Source organism: Paenibacillus sp. EKM206P (genome assembly GCF_011066155.1).
Lineage (GTDB): Bacteria > Bacillota > Bacilli > Paenibacillales > Paenibacillaceae > Paenibacillus > Paenibacillus polymyxa_D.
The window spans coordinates 1-19,265 of record NZ_JAAMNQ010000015.1 but is presented as its reverse complement, the minus strand read 5'-3'; the positions used below and the strand labels follow the sequence as shown (position 1 = coordinate 19,265).

Sequence of the window (19,265 nt, the reverse complement as noted above, 5' to 3'; positions counted from 1 at the left end):
ATGGAATGACTTACCGTTTAACCGCAATCTGCAAACTATGCCGATCTACCGCTGTGCGTTACGGGTGCCCCTAAGTGAAGCAAGGATCTACCCTTGTTCGCGGCCACATAATCGGGCCTTCCCTTGCGCGCACTGGTCTATGCCGCTGAGCAGTATGTCCCTCTATCCCCTTGCAGGAGTCACTGAGGCTATCAACTGTCATCTGCAGGCGTCATCCTACGTTGTAGCGTCTCTCTTCCGCCACCACATTCAAAAAAACTACAGAAGCTCTGCTGCGAGTTGCTTGAGCACCAACGGTGTTGGGATAAGCTGGCCATCTTTCTTGTTGCCTTTGACGTAAGCCTTGTCCTCAAAGGCATAGTACACAACGCCCTGACCCTCAACGACTGGGTAGCCACTCTCGTCGTCAGTCAGGCTTGTTTGTACGTGCTTGCCGTGTTGCGAAGCGTGTTCCTCATCGTGTAAGCGTAGGATTCCGTCCTCACTCAAAAATGCGAAACGTGGTTTTGTAGACATGATCATGTCCTCCTAATAGGTTTTATTGAAAAACCAAAAAGGCCGGCACATTGGCCGACCTGATCACCGAGGCTTGAAAGCTGCGGTTCGTTCCTTATTTGATTTTCCATGATACAAATTTACCACAGTAAAAGTCCAATGAGCGGCAACAAAGCGGAAAAAATCCGGCAACAAAGCGGAACCCTTTTATACCACTGAGCTGGTTGGGATCGAGTTCTTAATAAAAATTGTTAAATGAAGCATCCCGGCGAGTGTGTCCAGAGCTGCCTGCTTAATCTCTCTTAACCTGCGATCACTCATATGCAGTTCCCCGGCAATGATATAATCAAACTCACCATCATCGTCCAGGTAGCTCCGTTGAATAACTTCTCGCTGAATGCTGGACAGCTTGCTCATCGCCAGTTCCAGCAGCTTATCCTTTGCTTGAAACTCAGCCTCTTTATCAACGTTATAAGTGGCGATGTCTTCCGTCTGCTTGCTGATCGCATTGGTGGATTGATGTTCTCTATAAGTATAGGACTGCGTTATAGCAGCCTCGCGCCTAACAAAACCAATCTGCCGATACTGCCGAATCGTCTCCAAATATTCCTCCACCGCAAGGCGGGTGGCTTTCTCGTCGACCGGCAGAATATTGAACGTTAGCTGTAAGTTGTTTTTTCTTCTCTTCCCCATTATCGCTTTCCCCTCACCGTGTTATAATTTGGTGAAGGTTTGTAACTATTGACCCCCGCGAGCCCGGCCAAGGAATGCGGGGGTTGTTTGTATTACTCCGGGATGATGTCCGAACAGAACTCTTGCCATTCTGCCTCGCAATCCTCCAAGCTCCAGCCTGCCACAAGATCGGCAGGGTATCCGTAATCTTTTAATAATTGACGATAATCCTTACTCATAAGGTGCTGCTCCTTTCGTAGCTCTTTGGTGCATACTTGCTGGATTGCGTGTCCTTAATGTCCAAACTCATCAGCTCATGAACCACTCGCGTTTTCGGGATGCCAACCTGTCGGGCAATCTGCGACCGTGAAACGCCTTGGTTATCCAGATTAATGATTGTCTGGCGTATCTCGTCCGGCAACGGTTTGTATAATCGTTCAATTAATGTATCAGGCCCTTTTTTCACTTCATTCTTAGGGCTGGGCTGCTTCGCTTCTTTTATGGAACCGCCAGGGCGGTATTGATGTTTGATCATTCCGTTTACCTCCCCGATTTGATAATCAATTCCTATTTGATAATGTTAAATAGGCAGCCTCTGCCCTCTCTCTGGGGCTGGCGAGCATAAAGACTGTTACTCCGGTGTAGGAAAACACATCGTTATCGCTATATTCCAGATCGTCCCCATCCCATTCAAGGCGCTTCGCTAAGTTAATGGCATACTGTCGGTCATTTGCTTTGATAGCGGCTGTCTGTACCTCCAGAGAGGCAGCAGGATCGGCGCAATAATCCGGCACCTGTTCCCAAGCAAACACTGCTCTCATCCAGCGTTTTCCTTGATCCTCCCCGTTATATTTAAGGGTGTAGCCGCCTGTCGCTTCTTTTTCTACCGTGTATCCCATCAACTCACCAATCGCCTGGTTAAGCTGCTGGTCTGTCATATCCAACATATCTATCATCCTTCCAACGCTCAGAGCGTATTGTATTGGCGGTTACTCTCCTAATGCCTGACGGGCAATATGGCGCATCTTTACTGGTGTGCTGCCAATCATCATTTCTTCGGATGCTATTTCTTCCAGCGCCTTACGCAGTTCATCTCTGTCCATTCTTAATGTATGCAAGTCCTGGACAAGCTGTTTTGCCCCTGAAGTATGGAGTTTACTCATTTCTTGTAGCTGGGCTACCTGCTGCTGGAGTGAGTCTACTAGGGCAAGTAGATCTAAAATGGAGTAGAAATCCGATAGAATTGACTTAGTACCCGGAAGTCCATACCAAACAGTTTTGTTTTTTGCTACAGTCAACTCATTGCCTGAAGGTAGCTTATATGTCCGTTCACTCACCTTTACCGCCTCCTTGGGGCTGTAGTAGCTCCGCCATGATATGAGGGATGCCGCGATTTTTATCTTTTACAAAATGCTCTGCTGTGTCTAAATTAATAATCCGGTACGATCTATACATGTCTACGTACCACCACAGGACATAGGAGACGTGTTCAAGTGTCCGCCATACTGTTGCCTCGTCTACAGCATCAACATCGTCATACGGATGATCCAAGTCTGTCCCATCGTGTCTGAGATAAGTTCCCGTCTTTATGTCCTGAATAACGAATCTTCCTGGCGTTTCTTGTTTAGGTAACATACCTATTCACTCTCCTTGGGCAGTAGAATCAATCTGATAGGAATCCGGAAGCTCAACCCTTACAGGCGGTCGATCATATACAGCCAGGGTTAATCCTTTGCGGAAATATTCCAGATAAAAATGAGTTCGTATTATTTGACCTTCCCGTATAAACTCGAATTCTAAATAATCTCCTCTAATGTCAGTTATAGTCCCGATTACATCTATTTCATCGCTGCCCTCGTCGTTCCCGGAAATACGTGCCAGCTTCCAACGCAAATTGGGGTTAAACGCCCACGACTGTACTGCTAATTCCATTTGTAATCTCTCCTTTAGGGCTATGCCCGAATGTTTTAGCATGTCTTACAGAATTTTATAGCCTCCGAAACTAACCGCTGTGCATAGTCCACATTCGGTGGCTCTTGATAAAGAACTGCTTGAATGTCTTGTAAATGAAGGAACATGCGCTGCGCCATCCCAGCCTGCTGGCGCTCCGCTGCTTCAGGATCATGCCCAAGCAACCGAAGGGATTCGTCCAGCTCCACACGTATATCCTTCAGCCGTTCTATCGCCGCGTTAACATTTGCCAAGGTTCACACCTCCAAAGGGGCATAAGCCCCTGAATTTCAAACAGTAGTCGTCGCCTTCCCAAGGTACTTCCCGTATTCTTGGAGCTTCTTTCCGATAGGGCATTGGCCCTTACAATGCTTGTCCAGCTTAGAAGTAACGCTGCCGTACTTTCGGTTAAATTCATCGCGCACTGTACATTTAGAGCAGTGGTTATCCAAGAGGCTGCCTATTGCTACAACCGCATTGAGTCGATTCATGCAATTACTCCCCTCTTTAGATGTACTAGCGCTTTCTGCGCTTCCTTTCACCGATTTTTTTGAAAATATCGGCCATTATAATGCCGGTCCTCGTAAGTTCGGCGTTGCTTTGAATCAGTCCGTTCTTGTTCATGATTGCGAGTTGGCCACGAGATACCAAGATCAAATTATCCAGATCAAAATTGCGACGATTTCCATCACCAAAAATAACAGCATGTCCATTTGGAACAGATTGACCATGATGCTGTTCCCATACGATAAGATGTTTTCCGCGCCACTTATTCGGATCGGCAATTTTGATATCAACATAGTCGTCACCATTTACTCTTTCTGAGCCAACAGGGACATAGTTATGGGGTTTATGCCCCTTCTTGAATTGGGTCTCTACGCCGCCTTGACAAAGACCCTTTTTACCTTTATTAGCTGGAACATGTCCTGTCTCGAATCTTCCAGTCAGCCCACTACTGATCCCGTGATTTGCCTTGAATCGTTTGATTTTCTCTACAGGTAAATTCAAACCAAAATGTGTGTTGAATAGATCCGTCAGTTCTGCATTCCCTATACCTGTAGCGTTGTTTTTTATGAACTCCCGCTGCTCGGGAGTGTAACGATGAACCATACGTCAGCCCTCCAACATTTTTGGAACAACAGAGTCAGCATTAAGTTTGTCGTCTGCAAGCTTGGCAGCTTCCAAAACCAATGATCCGTTAGCGATGATTTGTGAAGCCACACTCGTCACGGCTTTGGCTCTTGTGATTTCCTCGGCCAATTTGTCACCGTTCAATTCTTCGTCATTCAGCCGCTCCAATTGAGCGAATAAATGATTGTTCAGATCCCCTAAAGTGTTTCGCATGTTCATCCCCCTCAGAATTAATCTTTGTACCTTCCGTACCGTTTCTTTACTGCCATTAAACCGGCTCCCTATACAAATTGACCATTTCCCAAAGCAGCTTGTTTTCTGCTTCAAGCTTGGATATGCGGCCATTTAAAAAATGAATCTGATCGTCTTTATTAGAATTGTCCTCTTGAACAATGTTGTCCGGGTTGGATATACTGTTAGGGCTTGATGTTTTTCCGGACCTGCTCTCAACCAGGCCCCATCTTGCTTTTCGTCTGTACAAAGCGGTATGACCCATGCCAAACCTTTCAGCTATGCTGGCATCCGTAAGTCCCTTACTTCTCAGGTTCATGTATTGCTGTTTGGTTACGTTGAATCTGTCATTTTGCACCGCTAGCCCACCTCCAAAATACCTCCTTGCCTTGTCTTGCAATATATCAATCTTTTCAAAAAGCTTTTCCTGCGAAATCGACAAACGTCTGGAAATTTCGTATATCTTGAAGCCACCAATCAACAGTTCAATGACCCTTTTTTCTGTGGAGTCTAACAAAGTTATAAATTCTTCGATCTGAAGGACAGTATCATCGTCATGCGTCGGTATAAAATTAATGAGTTCAGTGTCTTCTTCTAACCCTACAGGCTGACTTAATGAATGGACTCGGCTGAACTTCGAATATTGCAAAACGTTATGAGCCGTTGACTGGCTAATGTGAAGCGCCTCGGCAACTGCCGATGAATCTGCACTTTCTAAACCTTTATCAAAAAGCTGGTAAACTAACCGCCCTGGCTTATTAGGAAGACGGATTATGCCCGACTTCTGTACGAATTGAAGCATGTGACCTTTTATATATGGGAAGGCGTAAGCTTCGAATTTGACTTCTCTATCGCCCGGATCAAATCTATCAAAAGCCAACATTAAGCCAATAGTCCCTTCGCTTATGAGGTCTTCTAAATCGATTCCCTTAGCAATACAGAGTGGTTTGTATCTCTGCGCGATTTTCTTTACCTGCCGCAAGCCATCCCTTATAAAGTCTTCTTTTGCCCCAAGATGCGGATTAAAGTCACGAATTTTTAATGAGCTCATTGGTGGTCACTCTGGAAGAAAGAGTGGCTTACGCCACTCCCCCTGCCATCATTTGTTCTTTAACGCGACCTTTGTACTTGGTCAGTTGAGTGTTAAGCTGACCTGTTGTCATGCCAACACCCGCCGCAATGTCGCGCCACGTAACTCCTTCTTTGCGCTTCTGTTCATATAGAGCAGGGAAATCAAGGGTCAGATCTTCGAACACTGGGCGCTTCTCCAAAATGTAATTCTCCAGTTCATCTTTCCCGATTTCAGCAACGGTTTCGGAAGCGCCAGACTCCTGATCAGATCCTTCAACAGCTCCGCCGGACTCGTCCTCACCAAAGTTCATTTCACGAGGGGCAGAATCATCGTTTGGCTGCCCATCTTCCTCGCCAGAAGCTTCAGGATCGCCACCAACTTCGCGCATCCATTCGGGGATACCATCAAAGGCTCCTTCTCCCTCCTGATTGTCGAGTTGCTGATCAGTCTGACCTTCCTGAGTGTCTTGGTCGGCCTGTTCTTGCTCGTTCTGGCCTTCTTGTTCCGATTGGTCGTCACCTGCAGGTGGGGTGTCGCCCGATTCCTGAGGCCCGAACATTTCAGCTTGGTTCTCATCGCGTTCTGGTTCCGGCTTTTGGGCAGAAATAACAACTCCAGATGCGTCCGCAGTTACACGGCGGCCTGTCCATTTACGGTACATATCATCGCCTTGGTCCTCAAAATCGAAACTGGCCTGCGGATCGCCCAGAAGCACCTGAATTTCTTTGTTTAAGCTGCTGGTCAAGAACTCAAGGTTTTGCTGAGCAACCTTGTGTGGAATTGTCAGCTTGAGCTCCACGTCTTTGTCACCAAATACAATTTTGTTAGCTGTTGTAGCCATGAACTTTGCGTAATCTTTCCCCATATCGAATCACGTTCCCCTCAGTTTTTATGATTGTGATAAATCCATAATCTTCACTTCAATGCGTGGCCTAAAGCTGTACCATTTGCGGGCAAACTCGTCAACGACTTGACTGTCATCTTTCCAGATAACACTTTTGAGTGCGTCTTTGACGCCTTTGGTGTAATTGTCAGTGTCAGGTTTGGTTGTCGGCCGTATCTTTCCCGCTTCTGCAAGTGCTGCTTTTTTCTTACTGAAATTTTTAGGTATGGGGCGGAAAATATTAATCAGCATACCCACTTCCCCAAGCAAGAGAGAAGAAGGAGCATGCTCACTCGCCACCAATCTTACATAGTCTTTGAAATCTCGGGATTTCTTTGGATCGTACATCCTTACAAATCCGCCCTGTGTTGATGCCTTAGGCCGCCCTTGTGCAACAGGCTCACCATACACCGTGAATTTGATAATCATCGTTGTTTCCTTCCCCTCTTCTTCACCCTGCGAGACTCCTTAACCGGAAACATGCTCGTGTCCAGTACAAACACCTCTGCAAGCTTCTGACCGCCCCGCCCCATAATGGGAAATTTCATCCGGTCTTGAAAGAACGGGTCGATTATTTTCCGCTGCTGCATACAGCGTCACCACCTCGCCAATCAGGGACAATGGAATCAAATTCAGCCACGCCCTCGTCCAGTTCCATCCGTCCTATTTCCGGGAACTCCTCGAGTAACTCAGATTCATCTGGAACTTGTCCAGTCCGTAAATAGCGGTGCTTCATGTACTCAAAAACACTCCAACGGCTCCATGGACTCCCCATCAAGCACCCCGCCGGATGACCCGCTTTTTAAGACCGGACTTACTGATTAGCACCATTTCCAAATCCGTATCAAGCACCACAAGCCACGAACTAGGCTTGAGCTTCCATGCTTGCATTTCTTCTTTCTGCTTACGCGTTGGTCGCGCTGGCCGTGTTGGTTTCCCCATGCTCTGAATCCTCCTTGTTGAGCTGCTTCCACTCTTCTGGCCATACATATTTACCGTCTATCATTTGGACAACAACATGATCGCCTGAGTCTGTAACCCGCACTTCCTGAAACATCCCAGTTTTCCCGTGTAGCTGCGTATAACGGTATACTTCTTCTGCTGAAGATAGCGTTACTGGCGGCGTGTGCCATTCACCAGCTATCGGAAAGCAATACCCGAAGAACCGCTCGTTACCCATGTCCGTTCCTCCCTCAATGCGCCCAGCGGCGCTTGTCTGTATTTTTAGGCGGCTGTGCAGCCGGTTGATATTCCGAATGTGTTCGCTCGTAATTGGCAAATTTGTTGTATTGCTTCAAGAACACCAATTCAACCGTTCCGACCGGACCGTTCCGCTGTTTACCGATGATGATTTCGATGATGTTCTTCTTCTCGGTGTCCTGGTTGTAGTAATCATCCCGGTACAGAAACGCAACGATATCCGCATCTTGCTCAATGGAGCCAGATTCCCGCAGGTCACTCATCATCGGACGCTTGTCCTGCCGCTGCTCCACCGCCCGGCTGAGCTGGGACAGGGCAATAACAGGAACATCCAACTCGCGAGCTAACTGCTTCAAGGTCCGTGATATTTCAGATACCTCCTGTTGCCGATTCTCGCTAGACTTCCCACGACCCTGAATGAGCTGAAGGTAGTCAATCACAACCAATCCAAGCCCCTCCTGCTTTTTCAAACGGCGACACTTGGCTCGAATCTCATGTACCGTTATGCCTGGCGTGTCGTCAATCATGATGTTGGTCGCACCAAGTACACCAGTAGCAGCAGCAATCTTGCCCCAGTCTTCCTCGGCAAAGTCGCCCATACGCATCTTACTTGCGTCAAGATTTCCCTCTGCGCAGACCATCCGTTGAACGAGCTGAGCTGCCGACATTTCCAAACTGAACACTGCAACTGGGTCAGGTGTTCTGACAGCTACATTTTGTGCAACGTTAAGAGCAAACGCCGTTTTACCGACGGATGGACGAGCTGCGACTATGATTAGATCACTGTTTTGCAGACCCGCTGTAATGCTATCCAAATCCGTAAAGCCTGTTTGCAAACCGGTTACGGTTCCATTCTTGAAATTGTCGAATCGTATTTCCGAAGACTCTACCACCTCAACCAGCACGTCTCTAACCCGTTTGAAGTCCTGTTCAGGTGCTGCACGATCAGACAATTTGTTCGCTGTATTTTGCATACTCGCAAGGAGCTGCGGAACCTCTTTGCCAGCCGCTGCCTGCTGAATCTGTAACATGCTTGTCCGGATAAATTCCCGTCGAATAGCCGCATCTTCCAATTGGGCGACGTAGTGCCCGGTGTTTGCTGTGGTAGGGACACCATGTGCTAGTTGTGAAAGGTAGCTCACGCCACCCACGTCTGTAAGTTGCCCATTGTTTTGCAACTGGGTTGTCACAGTTACAAGGTCTATCGGCTCCTGTGCCTCATGCAAATCCGCAAGCGTTTGGTAAATTAGTCGATTTCCTGCATCAAAAAAGGCATCAGATTTAAGCTTGCTGGTTGCGATCTCGACCGAATCAGCATCAATCAGCATGGCCCCAAGCACTGCCTGTTCGGTCTCCAAGTTGTACGGCAATTCAAGATTTTCTAAGACGTTCAAGAATAGCCTCCTTCCAGCCCGGCGGTGGAGGGCATGCCCTTTCTCGTGCAGCTTCTCGCTCAGCGAAGTATCCCGCCGTTTCAGCTCGCAACCGATCACGCTCTATCTGTTCGCCCAACCGACCGCGGATTTCCGCAATGGTCGGGTAAAATTTGTTGGTCATGATGTGCTGTTCGACGTTTTGAATAGCCACCTCGAACGGTATATCGCGCAAATATTTTAAGTGGCGCTCCTCATTTTCGGGGCTAATGTCAAAAGCAGGATAGCTTTCGCTAATGACGATAAACAGACGCATTACGTCCGCTCTGTTCACGTGCCTCCTCCTCCTTCAGCCGTTGTTGCAAGTCATTAGTCTTCTGTCGCTGCCTTGTCTGCTGTGGTCGTACTGGCGGCCCGGTAGCTGTTTGACCTGATTTTCTGGCATCAAAGGCGGCGTCAAAGGCTTTTGCTGCGTCCAGTGTAAGTGCCCTCCCAGCAAGATAGTCGTTCAAAATCCGGGTTATAAGCGGGAAGCTAGGTCCCGTCGCAACAAGAGCTGCACGTTCAAGTGCTCGTATAACAACAGCTTCCTCCATGCCATCCTCGTCGATGTATTTGCTCAGCACATCGCTTTGGTGTGGATTGCATGAAAAGCCAAAAACTCTTTCGTGAGCAGCGTAAAACGATTCGTATGTCGATTCAGCAGCAGAAGTAGAAGAAGCAGAAGAAGAAAGATCTTTTAATACAGTGTCGGAAAAGTAGTCGAATTTTCCGACAGCTTTGCCTGAGTAGTCGAAATTTTCGACAACTTTGGAGGCTACTCCGTCGTCATTGTCGGTAAAGTGGTCTGAATTTTCGACAGCTTCACCGACAGCCAACAAATCGAAAGGGACTGAATAGTCTCCTTTTGAACTTCCTCGGGGCGGTTGAATGTACCCAATCATTCCTGCTTCGACTAACTTGTCTCTGTGCGTATTTAGCGTATCTCGACTCTTTATTCCGGTGTGAAGCATCAGCTCGGTGTTAGTCATCTTGAACGATCTCCGCCAGCTTAATTTCTCGCTTTTGCGCCACAGTGCGACCATGATTGTAAAGCATACTGGGCCAAACTCCTCCGGGCCACCAATGGTTACGAATTGCTCCACAAGCCCGGAAAGGGTTGGTCTGGCTGTCTCGGTCATTGCGTCTCCCCCTCCCGCAGCCGTATCAGCCATTAGTGCGTTTTTATGATTTTAGTTAGAGTCCCTCTGGAACCCAAAGCCTGCATACTATCCTGCATTCCGTCCGTCACTGAGTTGACTACTCCCATAAGCATGAGGCCGCAGTCGACTTCATTTGCTGCCACAGGGATATGACTCCCGAGTAAGTAAGCCATGCTTTCAATGAATGTTCCCATTGACTCACGACCTTCGTTCTGCGCTTTATCGAACTCACGACAAAACACATCCAACAGTTCCTTCTTTTTGGCCTTCACATCAAATTCAACGGTACTCATATAGCGCGCTCCTTCATCGTTTTTTCTTTCCAGGCTTCATCGCCCAAGCAGCGACCCGGAGTAACTTCAAAATGCCGCCGCCCTTTAACGTAAGAGACAAACTTATTTGTTTTCTTCTCGTAGTACATGCCGTTTAGAGGTTCTGGATCGTCCGTAGCGAATAGATCAAGCTGAATCGGATTGTTCAAAATACCTCACCCTTTACAGCATCAATCCCTTGCTTGACCTGCTGTTTGGCTGTCTGCCAAGCTTCTGCATAAACAGTTTGCGGATTGTCTCCTGGAGCCAAAGACACGACTAAACCTGCATCAACCCGTAACGACTGGTAATTGCCAAGGTTTTTTGTAAATGTAAAACCAACAGAAATCTCTTTAAGCTGTGCCATACAGCGTCCTCCTACTATTTTTTAGGGTTCCTATCGTCACGCAGATAGATGATAGGCTCCACGACCTTGACCACCGTCCAGCCGGGATACCCTCGTGCAAAGTAAGCAACGACTTCCCGTTTAAAAGCCTGCGGATCAGTGTCAAACAACTTCCAAATGCGAGGGCCTACCATGCTGCGTAACAACGGTTTGCCTGTAAGATCGTCCATACGATCACCTTCCTGCAACGAAAACCTGTTTGCCTGTCAGTGCCATGATCTCGCGTTTAAATAACGCTTCGTCTGAGTTGTTGTCTGACAGATGCAGCAAATGAATTTCCTGTACACGCCGCATATCGTTCGCCCGAAGAAAATCCTTCACATTCTCCAGGCTAAAGTGCGACCGCAACAAGCGGCTTTTGAGAACCTCCGGCACATGGCCTGCGGCAATATTTTGATTAAGGGTTTTAATAGAATAATTGCACTCGATCATGATGTGAGTCAGACCAACGAAACGATGCTTGATGTAATAGGTGTCTGTGGCAAACAAAAGCTTGTCCCCTGCTGTATTAGCAAGAAGGAATCCCAATGGCTCCGCAGCATCGTGCTGTACGTCAAACGGTAGAATCGTCCACGTGCCAACTGTGAACTGCTGTAACGCTGAAACAGGCCGGATATGATGGCCTGTGAGCTTGAGTGCGTCCGCTGTGCCTTGGCTGGTGTAAATATCCACCCCTGCACGGACTAAATCCTTTGCCGCCATGCTGTGGTCGCCATGTTCATGTGAGATAAGGCAACCAGCCAGCTCCGACACACGAAACGACAATGCGCGTTGAAGTTCCTTATATTTAAGGCCCGCCTCCAGCAGCAGAGGCGTATGACCGTCCGTTATCCGGTAGGCATTGCCTGCACTGCTGGAGCCAAAAGAAGTAATCTCAATCACCAGGACTCAGGGCCATCGCCGCCCGTACCTCCATCACCGAAGTCCATCGAACGCTGTTGTTGAGTTGACTCAGGTGCTGGATCACCTTGCTTTGGCGGCTCCTCATTGACGTAGCTGGCTGATGTAGGGGTTACGTCAATGATGTCACGATTGGCATTAGCTCTAATCTCCTCGGATACCTCAGCTTCAGCAAAGTCACTCTCCAGTTGCTTAAGACGCAAGTAATCATCGTCGATCTTCTGGCTGTCGATAGTAATATCACTGTGTGCAGCGCGATAGACGGTTTTCCAGCACATCTTTTCATACCAACCATCAACTTTTTCCTTCCCGACCTTCTGGTTGTTCTCCCATTTGTCCTTTTCACCACCCCAAAACTCAGGAGAAGCCTTTTCTGGCTTCCGCTTCTCTATGTCCTTGATTGTCATCATGACAAGTTTGTTTTTTTCAGGAGTCTTTGTGTACGAATGAAAGTAAAATCCCCCTAGAATATTTCCACGATCAAATGGATTTTTGATTTCGAACTCATAGCTTTCATGCGGGTGATTGGCATCTTTCTTTATAGGCATGAAGAAATCATTGGAGTAAACCAGTTCGACCGTCACATGATCAGGAACATCCAAACCGTACTTCACTGACTTGAGTTCGAGACCACGGTATCCCTCAATGAATCCAATATCGTATTTATTTGTGTTGTTGTTTTTGAACGGTATTAAGTTGATATGGTTGGGCTGCGCCGGGTCAAAGCCGATTCGCGCATAAGCAACAACATCCCGGGCAAGCTTGTCCAGATTCACATTGCTCCACGTTACAGCAAGAGCATCACGATACTTCTCAGTTTTTTTGAGACGTTTTTCCTCGGTTGTCTTGAGTACAGCATCCAAAGCGATAAAGTAATTCTGCGCAAGCCGCTTTTGGAAATTTGTTAAGGCTACTTCACCCACGCTGGAACCAAATTCGGAAACAACCTTTTCCATGAAGCGTTGTGATTGTGATGCTTCTTGTTTAGCAACAGCTTGCTCCCCTGTTTGGGGAGCTTGTTGATTCTGTGTTGTCAATTAAATCGCCTCCTGCATGTTGTTACGCTCCAAACGGAGCCGCTTGTTTCTGTCTCTCCAACTAGCTTGTGCTTCTTCGTAACTGCCGTGTTGTTTGATAAGTTCTTCTTGCGCCTCTTCTGGCAAACTGCTGAATGCTGGCGGAACAACCAAACGAATCAATTGGGCGTCAGTATCGATTAGTTGCGTAACAGCTTCTGCGTTATCCACGAAGATCGGGGCGCTGAATCCGTAGTGCTCACCAAGCGTATTAATGATGTCCAAGCCCACATTGAACTGGGCTGCATTGTTAAGGCCTCCATCATATGGCACACCGTCGTATAGCGTGTCGCATACATCTTCCAGCCCTCCGTTAAGTTGCTGTTTAAACAATCGGAACCGTGCATATTTGAATTTGCTGTTGATCTTTGATTCCAAAAGGGACACCTTAGACCGTGTAAATTCCTCGGTCAGGAACAACTCATGCTCCAAGCGCTCATATTCGACAGCCAACTTCCGCTCCTGCGCTTTCAGTTCGACTATGCGTTGCTCTGTGGCTTTGGCTTGGTCGATCTTGGCCTTGTCGGCTTCCAGGTCAGCAATTTGAGCCCGAAGGACACGGATTTCAGACTGTACAGAGGTAACAGCGTCCTCACTGGAAGAACGAAGCTTCTCGATCTCAGACCGAATGTTCGCCGCTTCTTGTTGCTTGGCTTGGTATTCGGCATCGTCGGCTGGATCAGCGACCCCCGCCTGCAAGTTGTTCAATGAGGTTTCAGCAAGGGCAACTTCAGTTCGTTTCGCATTCAACTGTTTCTCCAGACCAGCTAAACTTGTTTCCAGATCAAACATCGAATGCTTGAGGTTTCTGACTTCTGCTGCGGCAGCCTTGCCTTCTTCGGAAATCCGCTCAAGTCGCTGGGACTTGGAAAGATTAAAATCAGCCAACGCCTTGTCTTGAACAGCCTGAACCTGATCAGCCGGAAGGGCTTGTCCACATGTTGGACAGTCCTTGTCGTGCTGATGCTCGTGGACAGGGAACTCCAGTCCGTTTGCAGCGTTCCATTCTTCCTTTAAGCGTTCCGTCTGGCTTTCGGCCCGTGTAATCTGCTGCTTGTACTGCTCAACCTCACGCTGGCCAGCAGATAACCGGGCCTGTAGGTTGGACGCTTCGCCACGAAGTTTCATGACCTGTTCACGCTGATCGTTTACCGCTTGCAAACCATCCGATTGGATTCGGTGCTTAATATCCAACAGCTCGGCATTAATCTCGCGCAAGCGGATCTCCTTGACGGACACCTCACCACCGGACTGAATCCGGTTGAGCTCGGCTGTCTTGGTGTCCACTCTGTTACGCAAGGTGTCGATGTCCTCGGTAAGCAGTTCGACGTCCAGGTCGGACACATCCGGCATACTGCGACGTGCTTCATCAATCCGGACCGGAATTTTCTCCAGTTCCTTGTTTATCTCGCGCCGCTGTGCTTCAACAACCTTTTTATGGTCAGCTATTGAACGATCACCCAAGATGTCAGCCAACGGGGCCAGCTCCTTATTGGTGGCAATGACCTCCGCGTCCGTAAGGTTGCCGCATACATCCAGCAGCACTTTGCGGCGGGCATCAGTCTTCAATTGCTCATTGAAATATGAAGGGTTGGTCAACAGCTTGAAAATGTCCTCGGTGATCAGTCCGTCTACCTCAGCCTTGTACTCGTTTAGCTTCTTCGGCACGTCATCAACAAAATAGCTCGTGTTATGACCTGTGAATTCAGCCGTGGCAGAGCCTCGCTTCTTGGTCCACTTCTCGGCATAAACCTTCTTGAACGTCCGACGGCGACCGTCTACAACCATTACCGCCTCGACCGTATGATCCAGTCCGTGTTGCACCACTTGACCAGCTTCGTCCAACTCCTTGATCTCAAATCCCTTCCGGTTGTTGCTGTCCTTATCGAACAACAGCCAGACAAAAGCATCAAACAGCGTTGTCTTACCCGTGGCGTTATCGCCATACACGGACACGCTATCGCCAGCCGCCTCCAGCACAAAGTCCCGTACCCCTTTAAAGTTCCTGAGGATTAGAGAATGAAGGATAATCTGTTTCATGCGCTTTGCTCCTTTGCTCTTAAATGTTGGTTAATGGCATCGCCAATAAGTGCGAGCTGCTCATCATCCGCTAATAACTCCACACTGCCGAATTTCCCAGAAACGGATAGAACGGCAGGTGTGTAATGCAGAGCAGGACGGACAGAAGCTTCAACAGATTCGTCAGTAAGATCAACCGAAATAGCAGTAGATGGTTTTCCCATAACATCCTCCTTGTTTGGAAGCCCTCACCATGCTAAGATGAGGGCAAGCAAATATTTAGTTTTCAATGTTCAAAGGTGACCCGGTGCGACGGGTCATTTTTCATTTTCATCATGCTCCACGATCTGCCGATATTCGACGATTACAGGTGCATTCTCGATGCTGACAATCAGCTCACCCTCTCCATCCAGAACAAAGAACTCTGAATGAACATGGTCCTCATATACAGCGCCCACTTGTTTGATTTCAATGATCTCGCGGTCATTGTGTTCACCGCCAACCGCGAAAACAAAAGTTGGAATTGTGGCAATGGTTATGGATTGAATCACTTGCACAAGGCATCATCCTTCAATTTCAAATTTTCAATTTCCAGATCATGAACGTCGTCACGGATTTTTTCGATGTTCTCAATGAGTGCATTCAATCCAGTCTCAGAAAATTCTTTTAAATTGTTCAGAATATTAGTTGTAGTCGTGAGACTGTCGTCAATTCCATCCCGAAGATCATCAAGATTGGACAGTACATCATTAAGCCTTTCACTAATTTCCAAGGTTCGTGCCTCCTTCCGTATGTATTGCAAGGCGGGCAAGGATTTGCACCTCGCTACGGTTTGCACTTAGTTTTTCGTTGATCGCCAGTCTCAGACCAGACTTCACCGCAAAGCCGCATTGGATTTTATAACCGACTAATGCCGGCAACTTAAACGCCGGGATTTACACCCTACTTCTAGACTCACAGGCGTTGCGTTCCCTTTTCTGCCACCACCTTGGATGCGTCAGCCGCATCTTCCGATGCCGAACGGGAGTAGGTTATGTTACCGTCCGACGCCGGAAGACAAGGCCGACATGGCCTGTCAATTTCCACCTGTCTTAAATTACTGGAGGCATCTTTCCGAAGACTTGAAGCCGTTCATCCTCTGGCAGAACCCTGAGGCTCAATAGAGCGTTATTCCATTGAAAGTAGGCTTCTTCCCGTTCCCGTTGTAGCTCCTGAAATTCAGGTGATTCTACTGAACCGCCCGCTTGCAGAAAAGCTTTAATCGCATCCGTGTTCGTTTTGGTCGCGACCTTTGTGTCCAAAAAGTTTTGAATGATACGCTCCTTAAATTGCTGTGTCATACGCGTTCACCCTTGCTTTCTGCCATAGAAGTAGATAAAATATGCAGCACAAGAGACTTTAAGCGAGTTCTCAAAGTGAGTGTCCGCCCTGGCCGGCGGGCATTTCTATTTTGTTGCATGTCCGTAATTTCTTTTTTTAAAAACCAATCCCACGTTCCGTCCTCTGGTTGAATCACTGTTAACCGATTATGCATAGCTGTGAGTTCATCAATACGTTGCTGTGCGAGGTTCATTCCATTCCCTCATTTCTTATATTTTTGGTCTTCAGTTCGTCATGTTTTCGATATTCGTCCAACACGTTTGCTTCTCACATCCAGACATGTTGGATGAATATCATTAGGCCATGCATTCAGAAAGTAGATTTGTTTCATACTCCAAAATCCATTCACGTCTTATTTTCCAGCGCCAACCATCTTTATAAGCTCTAATTTTCTTGTCATAAATACGTCTTTTTAGCGTAATTTCAGCTAGTCCTAGATACTGCGCTGCTTGTCTCAGAGACAACACGGGTGGCAATTGTTCTAAAGTCAAACCCAATAAAGACCCCATACAAAACTTCACCCCCTTCCTCGAATCAAAGTTAAACTTCGGATTTTACTCAAAAAAATTTATCTCCCGTAAATCGCATTGGTAAAACTCTGACAAAGCCATTGCGGTTTTTATAGATAACTTATAAGGTGTTTCTTCCATCCTAACGTAAGTGGATTCAGACACCCCCAACACTTCCGCAACTTTTCGCTTGCTGAGTTTCTTGTAAGCACGCCATTCACGAAGTGTTTTCATCTGTACTGTGCTTTCTGCATTAGGGTTCATGCATTACCCCTCCCCTCGCTTGATTAAAGATTACCAAAGTTTAACTTTGATTGTCAACTCATTTTTGACAGAAACAAAGTATATTTGAATGTTTTTATAGCAAAAATGAATTAACCGTGATATTCTTTAACTGATAACGAGTGAAGGGGCGGTCTAAGTTGAAGGAGATCTATTTCAAGGAAAATTTGACGAGGTTTAGAGAAGCAAAGGGCATGACAAAAGGAGAATTAGCGGAGAGACTGGGCGTTTCCGATACTATGGTGAGCTTTTGGGAAAGCGGAAAGAATGAACCTCGTATGGGTAAAATACAAATGATTTCTGAAGTTTTGGATATAAATGTTGATGAATTGCTATTCCAATCACCACCGAAAAGCATAGAAGAAAGTATCAAGGGTTTCTTTAGTGATCTATCGGAAAACAAACGAAAAGCTATAGAACAGATAATAGGTATGGATGAAGAAGAAGTGGAACTGTTTCTAAAACTCATGGCTCGAAAAAACTAACTACATACTATCTTTAGATAAGGAGGGGTAACCTATGGTCAGACGTAAAGAACCGAGAAAACGAAAACTTCCTAAAAACGTGAGAGAGCAGGACGGGAGATACACCTATAGATATGATGTTTATGTAGTTGTAAACGGTAAATCAAAAAGAAGACAAAAAGAAACACCCTCTTATAGAACACCTAGAGAAGCAGAAGAAGCAGGGATTCTTATAAAAGCCCAGCAAATTCAAGGTACTTTTATTGATGAAAAAAACATGACATTTAGTGATTGGGCAGACCAGTGGATGGAAATGTATGAGGAACGATGCGACAAAAAGAATAGTATTGCTACTCACAAAAATCGAATTAAACAGCTAAAAAGTTTTTTTGGTGGCTTCCGGTTAAAAGATATAACTGCTCTACAATATCAAAAATACTTGTACCAGCTTAAAAAAGATGGAAAAAGTAAAAATACTATTCTAGGCAGACACAGCACAATGGGGATGGTTTTTAAGAAAGCAGCTAACCCCCCGTTTGAATTTATAAAAATTGATATAACTAAAAATATAGAACTCCCATCCTTTGCACCTACTTTTGAAGAGTTGGAAAAAATGGACGAGCAGGAAGAGTATCTTGAAAAAGAACAGCTTAATCTCTTTATAAACCGTGCCTATGAAATTGCAGATAACAGAGAGACGGAAAAAGAAGTGCTGATTGCAAGACAATGTGCTCGGGCCTTACATGTTTTAGCCTATTCAGGATTAAGAATAGGGGAACTATGTGCTTTAGACATAGGGAGCATCGATGAAATCAATAAAAGTATCCGAATAACTAAAACACTCTATGTTCAAGAGGGAATCGAAAATTATGCACTGAACACACCTAAAAACGGACGTGCTAGAACAGTCGGTGTTACAGATATAGTTACCGATCTACTGAAAGAACAGGCAGTCGAAAAGAAAAAACTAATGCTGATGTCGGAGACATACTATAAAGGCAGACACTTCATCTTTGCAAATGCAAAAAGGAAACCTGGGTATCCCTTGTCGCCTCTTGAAATAGCAAGATACATGACAGAAGTTTTAAAGAGCCTAGAGGATCATGATCTTCCCTCTGATTTATCACCACATAATTTACGCCACACCTATACAAGTTTAAGCGCTGAAGCTGGTATTGATTTGTCTTCCATACAGCATCAACTTGGACATACGAATGACAAAATCACTACTAAAATCTATGAGCATGTAACTAAGGGGCGCAGAATAACAAATATGGAGAAGCTGGATAGGCTGCTGAGCTCTATAAACTAACTTGTGGGGAACTTGTGGGGAGTATGCCTTTAAAGCCTTGATATATAAGCGTTTATGGATATTATTGCAATCTTAGCAAAGCGGTATAGGGGTGTCAAGCCTTCAACAATAGCCCTAACCTTTAGTATTTCCCTGTACAAACAACTGTACTCCTACGGAGGACAACCTTTAAAAATAAGCGTTTTTAAGAGTAATAGCTATTCACAAGAGCGTATCTCTTCTTTGAATGCGCAGCATAGAAGCAATTATACAAGTGGTTTGTACCCTAATATACCAAAGAGGACCATGATCTCATTGAGATCATGGTCCTCTTTACTTGTTGCTTGGCGACGTCCTACTCTCCCAGGACCCTGCGGTCCAAGTACCATCGGCGCTGGAGGGCTTAACGGTCGTGTTC

General features: G+C 46.5%; 38 protein-coding genes and 1 rRNA gene. 2 read left to right on the top strand and 37 right to left on the bottom strand.

All coding sequences use genetic code 11. The features are described from left to right. Positions 1-258: 258 nt before the first annotated feature. The 36 genes from G9G53_RS22660 to G9G53_RS22490 all read right to left on the bottom strand — a co-directional run bounded on the left by G9G53_RS22660 (position 259) and on the right by G9G53_RS22490 (position 17,074). Positions 259-516: a hypothetical protein gene (locus tag G9G53_RS22660; protein WP_043921413.1), complete on the bottom strand. Its 258-nt coding sequence runs from the start codon at positions 514-516 to the stop codon at positions 259-261. Positions 517-702: 186 nt separating this feature from the next. After that, positions 703-1,188, bottom strand: coding sequence for an ArpU family phage packaging/lysis transcriptional regulator (locus tag G9G53_RS22655; RefSeq protein ID WP_165150419.1), 486 nt, complete (start codon positions 1,186-1,188; stop codon positions 703-705). A 92-nt stretch (positions 1,189-1,280) separates the two neighbouring features. Beyond that, complete coding sequence (locus tag G9G53_RS26765) at positions 1,281-1,406, bottom strand: hypothetical protein (RefSeq protein ID WP_269451078.1); 126 nt, start codon at positions 1,404-1,406, stop codon at positions 1,281-1,283. Continuing rightward, complete coding sequence (locus G9G53_RS22650; RefSeq protein WP_165150417.1) at positions 1,403-1,702, bottom strand: hypothetical protein; 300 nt, start codon at positions 1,700-1,702, stop codon at positions 1,403-1,405. The genes G9G53_RS26765 and G9G53_RS22650 overlap by 4 nt, the downstream gene beginning before the upstream one ends. Positions 1,703-1,727: 25 nt before the next feature. Beyond that, positions 1,728-2,114 carry a hypothetical protein gene (locus G9G53_RS22645; protein ID WP_238796286.1) on the bottom strand — a complete coding sequence of 129 codons (387 nt, stop codon included), beginning with the start codon at positions 2,112-2,114 and terminating at the stop codon, positions 1,728-1,730. 42 nt (positions 2,115-2,156) lie between these two features. Continuing rightward, complete coding sequence (locus G9G53_RS22640; protein ID WP_165150357.1) at positions 2,157-2,504, bottom strand: hypothetical protein; 348 nt, start codon at positions 2,502-2,504, stop codon at positions 2,157-2,159. Then, on the bottom strand, positions 2,497-2,802 hold the full coding sequence (locus G9G53_RS22635; RefSeq protein WP_165150415.1) for a hypothetical protein: 306 nt from the start codon (positions 2,800-2,802) through the stop codon (positions 2,497-2,499). The genes G9G53_RS22640 and G9G53_RS22635 overlap by 8 nt, the downstream gene beginning before the upstream one ends. 6 nt (positions 2,803-2,808) lie before the next feature. Next, positions 2,809-3,099 carry a hypothetical protein gene (locus G9G53_RS22630; RefSeq protein WP_165150413.1) on the bottom strand — a complete coding sequence of 97 codons (291 nt, stop codon included), beginning with the start codon at positions 3,097-3,099 and terminating at the stop codon, positions 2,809-2,811. A 35-nt stretch (positions 3,100-3,134) separates the two neighbouring features. Continuing rightward, positions 3,135-3,371, bottom strand: coding sequence for a hypothetical protein (locus tag G9G53_RS22625; protein WP_165150411.1), 237 nt, complete (start codon positions 3,369-3,371; stop codon positions 3,135-3,137). Positions 3,372-3,407: 36 nt separating this feature from the next. Beyond that, positions 3,408-3,608, bottom strand: coding sequence for a zinc-finger domain-containing protein (locus tag G9G53_RS26950; RefSeq protein ID WP_165150409.1), 201 nt, complete (start codon positions 3,606-3,608; stop codon positions 3,408-3,410). A 25-nt stretch (positions 3,609-3,633) separates the two neighbouring features. Further along, positions 3,634-4,227 (bottom strand): HNH endonuclease signature motif containing protein, encoded by a 594-nt coding sequence (locus G9G53_RS22615; protein WP_165150406.1) that lies wholly within the window; start codon positions 4,225-4,227, stop codon positions 3,634-3,636. Between the two features lie 3 nt (positions 4,228-4,230). Then, complete coding sequence (locus G9G53_RS22610) at positions 4,231-4,461, bottom strand: hypothetical protein (RefSeq protein WP_165150404.1); 231 nt, start codon at positions 4,459-4,461, stop codon at positions 4,231-4,233. 55 nt (positions 4,462-4,516) lie between these two features. Continuing rightward, positions 4,517-5,530 (bottom strand): sigma-70 family RNA polymerase sigma factor, encoded by a 1,014-nt coding sequence (locus tag G9G53_RS22605; protein WP_165150402.1) that lies wholly within the window; start codon positions 5,528-5,530, stop codon positions 4,517-4,519. Between the two features lie 28 nt (positions 5,531-5,558). Next, entirely contained in the window at positions 5,559-6,416 is an 858-nt protein-coding gene (locus G9G53_RS22600) for a hypothetical protein (protein ID WP_165150401.1), read from the bottom strand. A gap of 24 nt (positions 6,417-6,440) precedes the next feature. Further along, positions 6,441-6,860: a RusA family crossover junction endodeoxyribonuclease gene (locus tag G9G53_RS22595; RefSeq protein ID WP_165150562.1), complete on the bottom strand. Its 420-nt coding sequence runs from the start codon at positions 6,858-6,860 to the stop codon at positions 6,441-6,443. Further along, positions 6,860-7,024 carry a hypothetical protein gene (locus G9G53_RS22590; protein ID WP_165150399.1) on the bottom strand — a complete coding sequence of 55 codons (165 nt, stop codon included), beginning with the start codon at positions 7,022-7,024 and terminating at the stop codon, positions 6,860-6,862. The genes G9G53_RS22595 and G9G53_RS22590 overlap by 1 nt, the downstream gene beginning before the upstream one ends. Continuing rightward, positions 7,006-7,209, bottom strand: a complete 204-nt coding sequence (locus tag G9G53_RS22585; protein ID WP_165150355.1) for a hypothetical protein — start codon at positions 7,207-7,209, stop codon at positions 7,006-7,008. The genes G9G53_RS22590 and G9G53_RS22585 overlap by 19 nt, the downstream gene beginning before the upstream one ends. Continuing rightward, positions 7,209-7,376, bottom strand: a complete 168-nt coding sequence (locus G9G53_RS22580; RefSeq protein ID WP_165150397.1) for a DUF6906 family protein — start codon at positions 7,374-7,376, stop codon at positions 7,209-7,211. Before G9G53_RS22580 ends, G9G53_RS22585 begins: the two co-directional genes overlap by 1 nt. After that, positions 7,339-7,614 (bottom strand): hypothetical protein, encoded by a 276-nt coding sequence (locus tag G9G53_RS22575; protein WP_165150395.1) that lies wholly within the window; start codon positions 7,612-7,614, stop codon positions 7,339-7,341. Before G9G53_RS22575 ends, G9G53_RS22580 begins: the two co-directional genes overlap by 38 nt. A gap of 13 nt (positions 7,615-7,627) precedes the next feature. Next, complete coding sequence (gene dnaB, locus G9G53_RS22570) at positions 7,628-9,028, bottom strand: replicative DNA helicase (protein ID WP_238796284.1); 1,401 nt, start codon at positions 9,026-9,028, stop codon at positions 7,628-7,630. Next, positions 9,006-9,341 carry a hypothetical protein gene (locus tag G9G53_RS22565; protein ID WP_165150393.1) on the bottom strand — a complete coding sequence of 112 codons (336 nt, stop codon included), beginning with the start codon at positions 9,339-9,341 and terminating at the stop codon, positions 9,006-9,008. The genes dnaB and G9G53_RS22565 overlap by 23 nt, the downstream gene beginning before the upstream one ends. After that, the gene (locus tag G9G53_RS22560; protein WP_165150391.1) at positions 9,301-10,188 is read right to left on the bottom strand and encodes a DnaD domain protein; all 888 of its coding nucleotides are present in this window, start codon (positions 10,186-10,188) and stop codon (positions 9,301-9,303) included. Before G9G53_RS22560 ends, G9G53_RS22565 begins: the two co-directional genes overlap by 41 nt. Before the next feature lie 32 nt (positions 10,189-10,220). Then, a complete protein-coding gene (locus G9G53_RS22555; protein ID WP_165150389.1) occupies positions 10,221-10,502 on the bottom strand; it encodes a hypothetical protein in 282 nt (93 codons plus the stop codon). Then, positions 10,499-10,690 (bottom strand): hypothetical protein, encoded by a 192-nt coding sequence (locus G9G53_RS22550; RefSeq protein WP_165150387.1) that lies wholly within the window; start codon positions 10,688-10,690, stop codon positions 10,499-10,501. The genes G9G53_RS22555 and G9G53_RS22550 overlap by 4 nt, the downstream gene beginning before the upstream one ends. Continuing rightward, positions 10,687-10,887 (bottom strand): hypothetical protein, encoded by a 201-nt coding sequence (locus tag G9G53_RS22545; RefSeq protein WP_165150385.1) that lies wholly within the window; start codon positions 10,885-10,887, stop codon positions 10,687-10,689. Before G9G53_RS22545 ends, G9G53_RS22550 begins: the two co-directional genes overlap by 4 nt. Before the next feature lie 14 nt (positions 10,888-10,901). Then, positions 10,902-11,096 (bottom strand): hypothetical protein, encoded by a 195-nt coding sequence (locus tag G9G53_RS22540; protein WP_165150383.1) that lies wholly within the window; start codon positions 11,094-11,096, stop codon positions 10,902-10,904. Between the two features lie 4 nt (positions 11,097-11,100). Beyond that, complete coding sequence (locus G9G53_RS22535) at positions 11,101-11,808, bottom strand: MBL fold metallo-hydrolase (RefSeq protein WP_165150381.1); 708 nt, start codon at positions 11,806-11,808, stop codon at positions 11,101-11,103. Further along, positions 11,805-12,863 carry a recombinational DNA repair protein (RecE pathway) gene (locus G9G53_RS22530; RefSeq protein ID WP_165150379.1) on the bottom strand — a complete coding sequence of 353 codons (1,059 nt, stop codon included), beginning with the start codon at positions 12,861-12,863 and terminating at the stop codon, positions 11,805-11,807. Before G9G53_RS22530 ends, G9G53_RS22535 begins: the two co-directional genes overlap by 4 nt. Next, the gene (locus tag G9G53_RS22525; protein WP_165150377.1) at positions 12,864-14,942 is read right to left on the bottom strand and encodes an AAA family ATPase; all 2,079 of its coding nucleotides are present in this window, start codon (positions 14,940-14,942) and stop codon (positions 12,864-12,866) included. It abuts the gene before it with no gap. Further along, the gene (locus tag G9G53_RS22520) at positions 14,939-15,145 is read right to left on the bottom strand and encodes a hypothetical protein (protein WP_165150375.1); all 207 of its coding nucleotides are present in this window, start codon (positions 15,143-15,145) and stop codon (positions 14,939-14,941) included. Before G9G53_RS22520 ends, G9G53_RS22525 begins: the two co-directional genes overlap by 4 nt. A 93-nt stretch (positions 15,146-15,238) precedes the next feature. After that, positions 15,239-15,478: a hypothetical protein gene (locus G9G53_RS22515; RefSeq protein ID WP_165150373.1), complete on the bottom strand. Its 240-nt coding sequence runs from the start codon at positions 15,476-15,478 to the stop codon at positions 15,239-15,241. Further along, positions 15,469-15,693 (bottom strand): hypothetical protein, encoded by a 225-nt coding sequence (locus G9G53_RS22510; protein WP_165150371.1) that lies wholly within the window; start codon positions 15,691-15,693, stop codon positions 15,469-15,471. The genes G9G53_RS22515 and G9G53_RS22510 overlap by 10 nt, the downstream gene beginning before the upstream one ends. 319 nt (positions 15,694-16,012) lie before the next feature. Continuing rightward, positions 16,013-16,261: a hypothetical protein gene (locus G9G53_RS22505; RefSeq protein ID WP_165150369.1), complete on the bottom strand. Its 249-nt coding sequence runs from the start codon at positions 16,259-16,261 to the stop codon at positions 16,013-16,015. Next, positions 16,258-16,494 (bottom strand): hypothetical protein, encoded by a 237-nt coding sequence (locus G9G53_RS22500; RefSeq protein WP_165150367.1) that lies wholly within the window; start codon positions 16,492-16,494, stop codon positions 16,258-16,260. The genes G9G53_RS22505 and G9G53_RS22500 overlap by 4 nt, the downstream gene beginning before the upstream one ends. A 103-nt stretch (positions 16,495-16,597) precedes the next feature. Next, entirely contained in the window at positions 16,598-16,810 is a 213-nt protein-coding gene (locus tag G9G53_RS22495; RefSeq protein ID WP_165150365.1) for a helix-turn-helix domain-containing protein, read from the bottom strand. A 45-nt stretch (positions 16,811-16,855) separates the two neighbouring features. Then, complete coding sequence (locus G9G53_RS22490; protein WP_165150363.1) at positions 16,856-17,074, bottom strand: helix-turn-helix domain-containing protein; 219 nt, start codon at positions 17,072-17,074, stop codon at positions 16,856-16,858. 158 nt (positions 17,075-17,232) lie between these two features. On the opposite strand from G9G53_RS22490, the gene G9G53_RS22485 reads away from it, so the two are divergent. Both G9G53_RS22485 and G9G53_RS22480 read left to right on the top strand, forming a co-directional pair. After that, positions 17,233-17,577 (top strand): helix-turn-helix domain-containing protein, encoded by a 345-nt coding sequence (locus G9G53_RS22485; protein ID WP_165150361.1) that lies wholly within the window; start codon positions 17,233-17,235, stop codon positions 17,575-17,577. A 34-nt stretch (positions 17,578-17,611) separates the two neighbouring features. Next, the gene (locus G9G53_RS22480; protein ID WP_165150359.1) at positions 17,612-18,868 is read left to right on the top strand and encodes a tyrosine-type recombinase/integrase; all 1,257 of its coding nucleotides are present in this window, start codon (positions 17,612-17,614) and stop codon (positions 18,866-18,868) included. 321 nt (positions 18,869-19,189) lie between these two features. Here the strand turns inward: G9G53_RS22480 and rrf are convergent. After that, positions 19,190-19,265 (bottom strand): 5S ribosomal RNA (rrf, locus tag G9G53_RS26945); the annotation flags it as partial.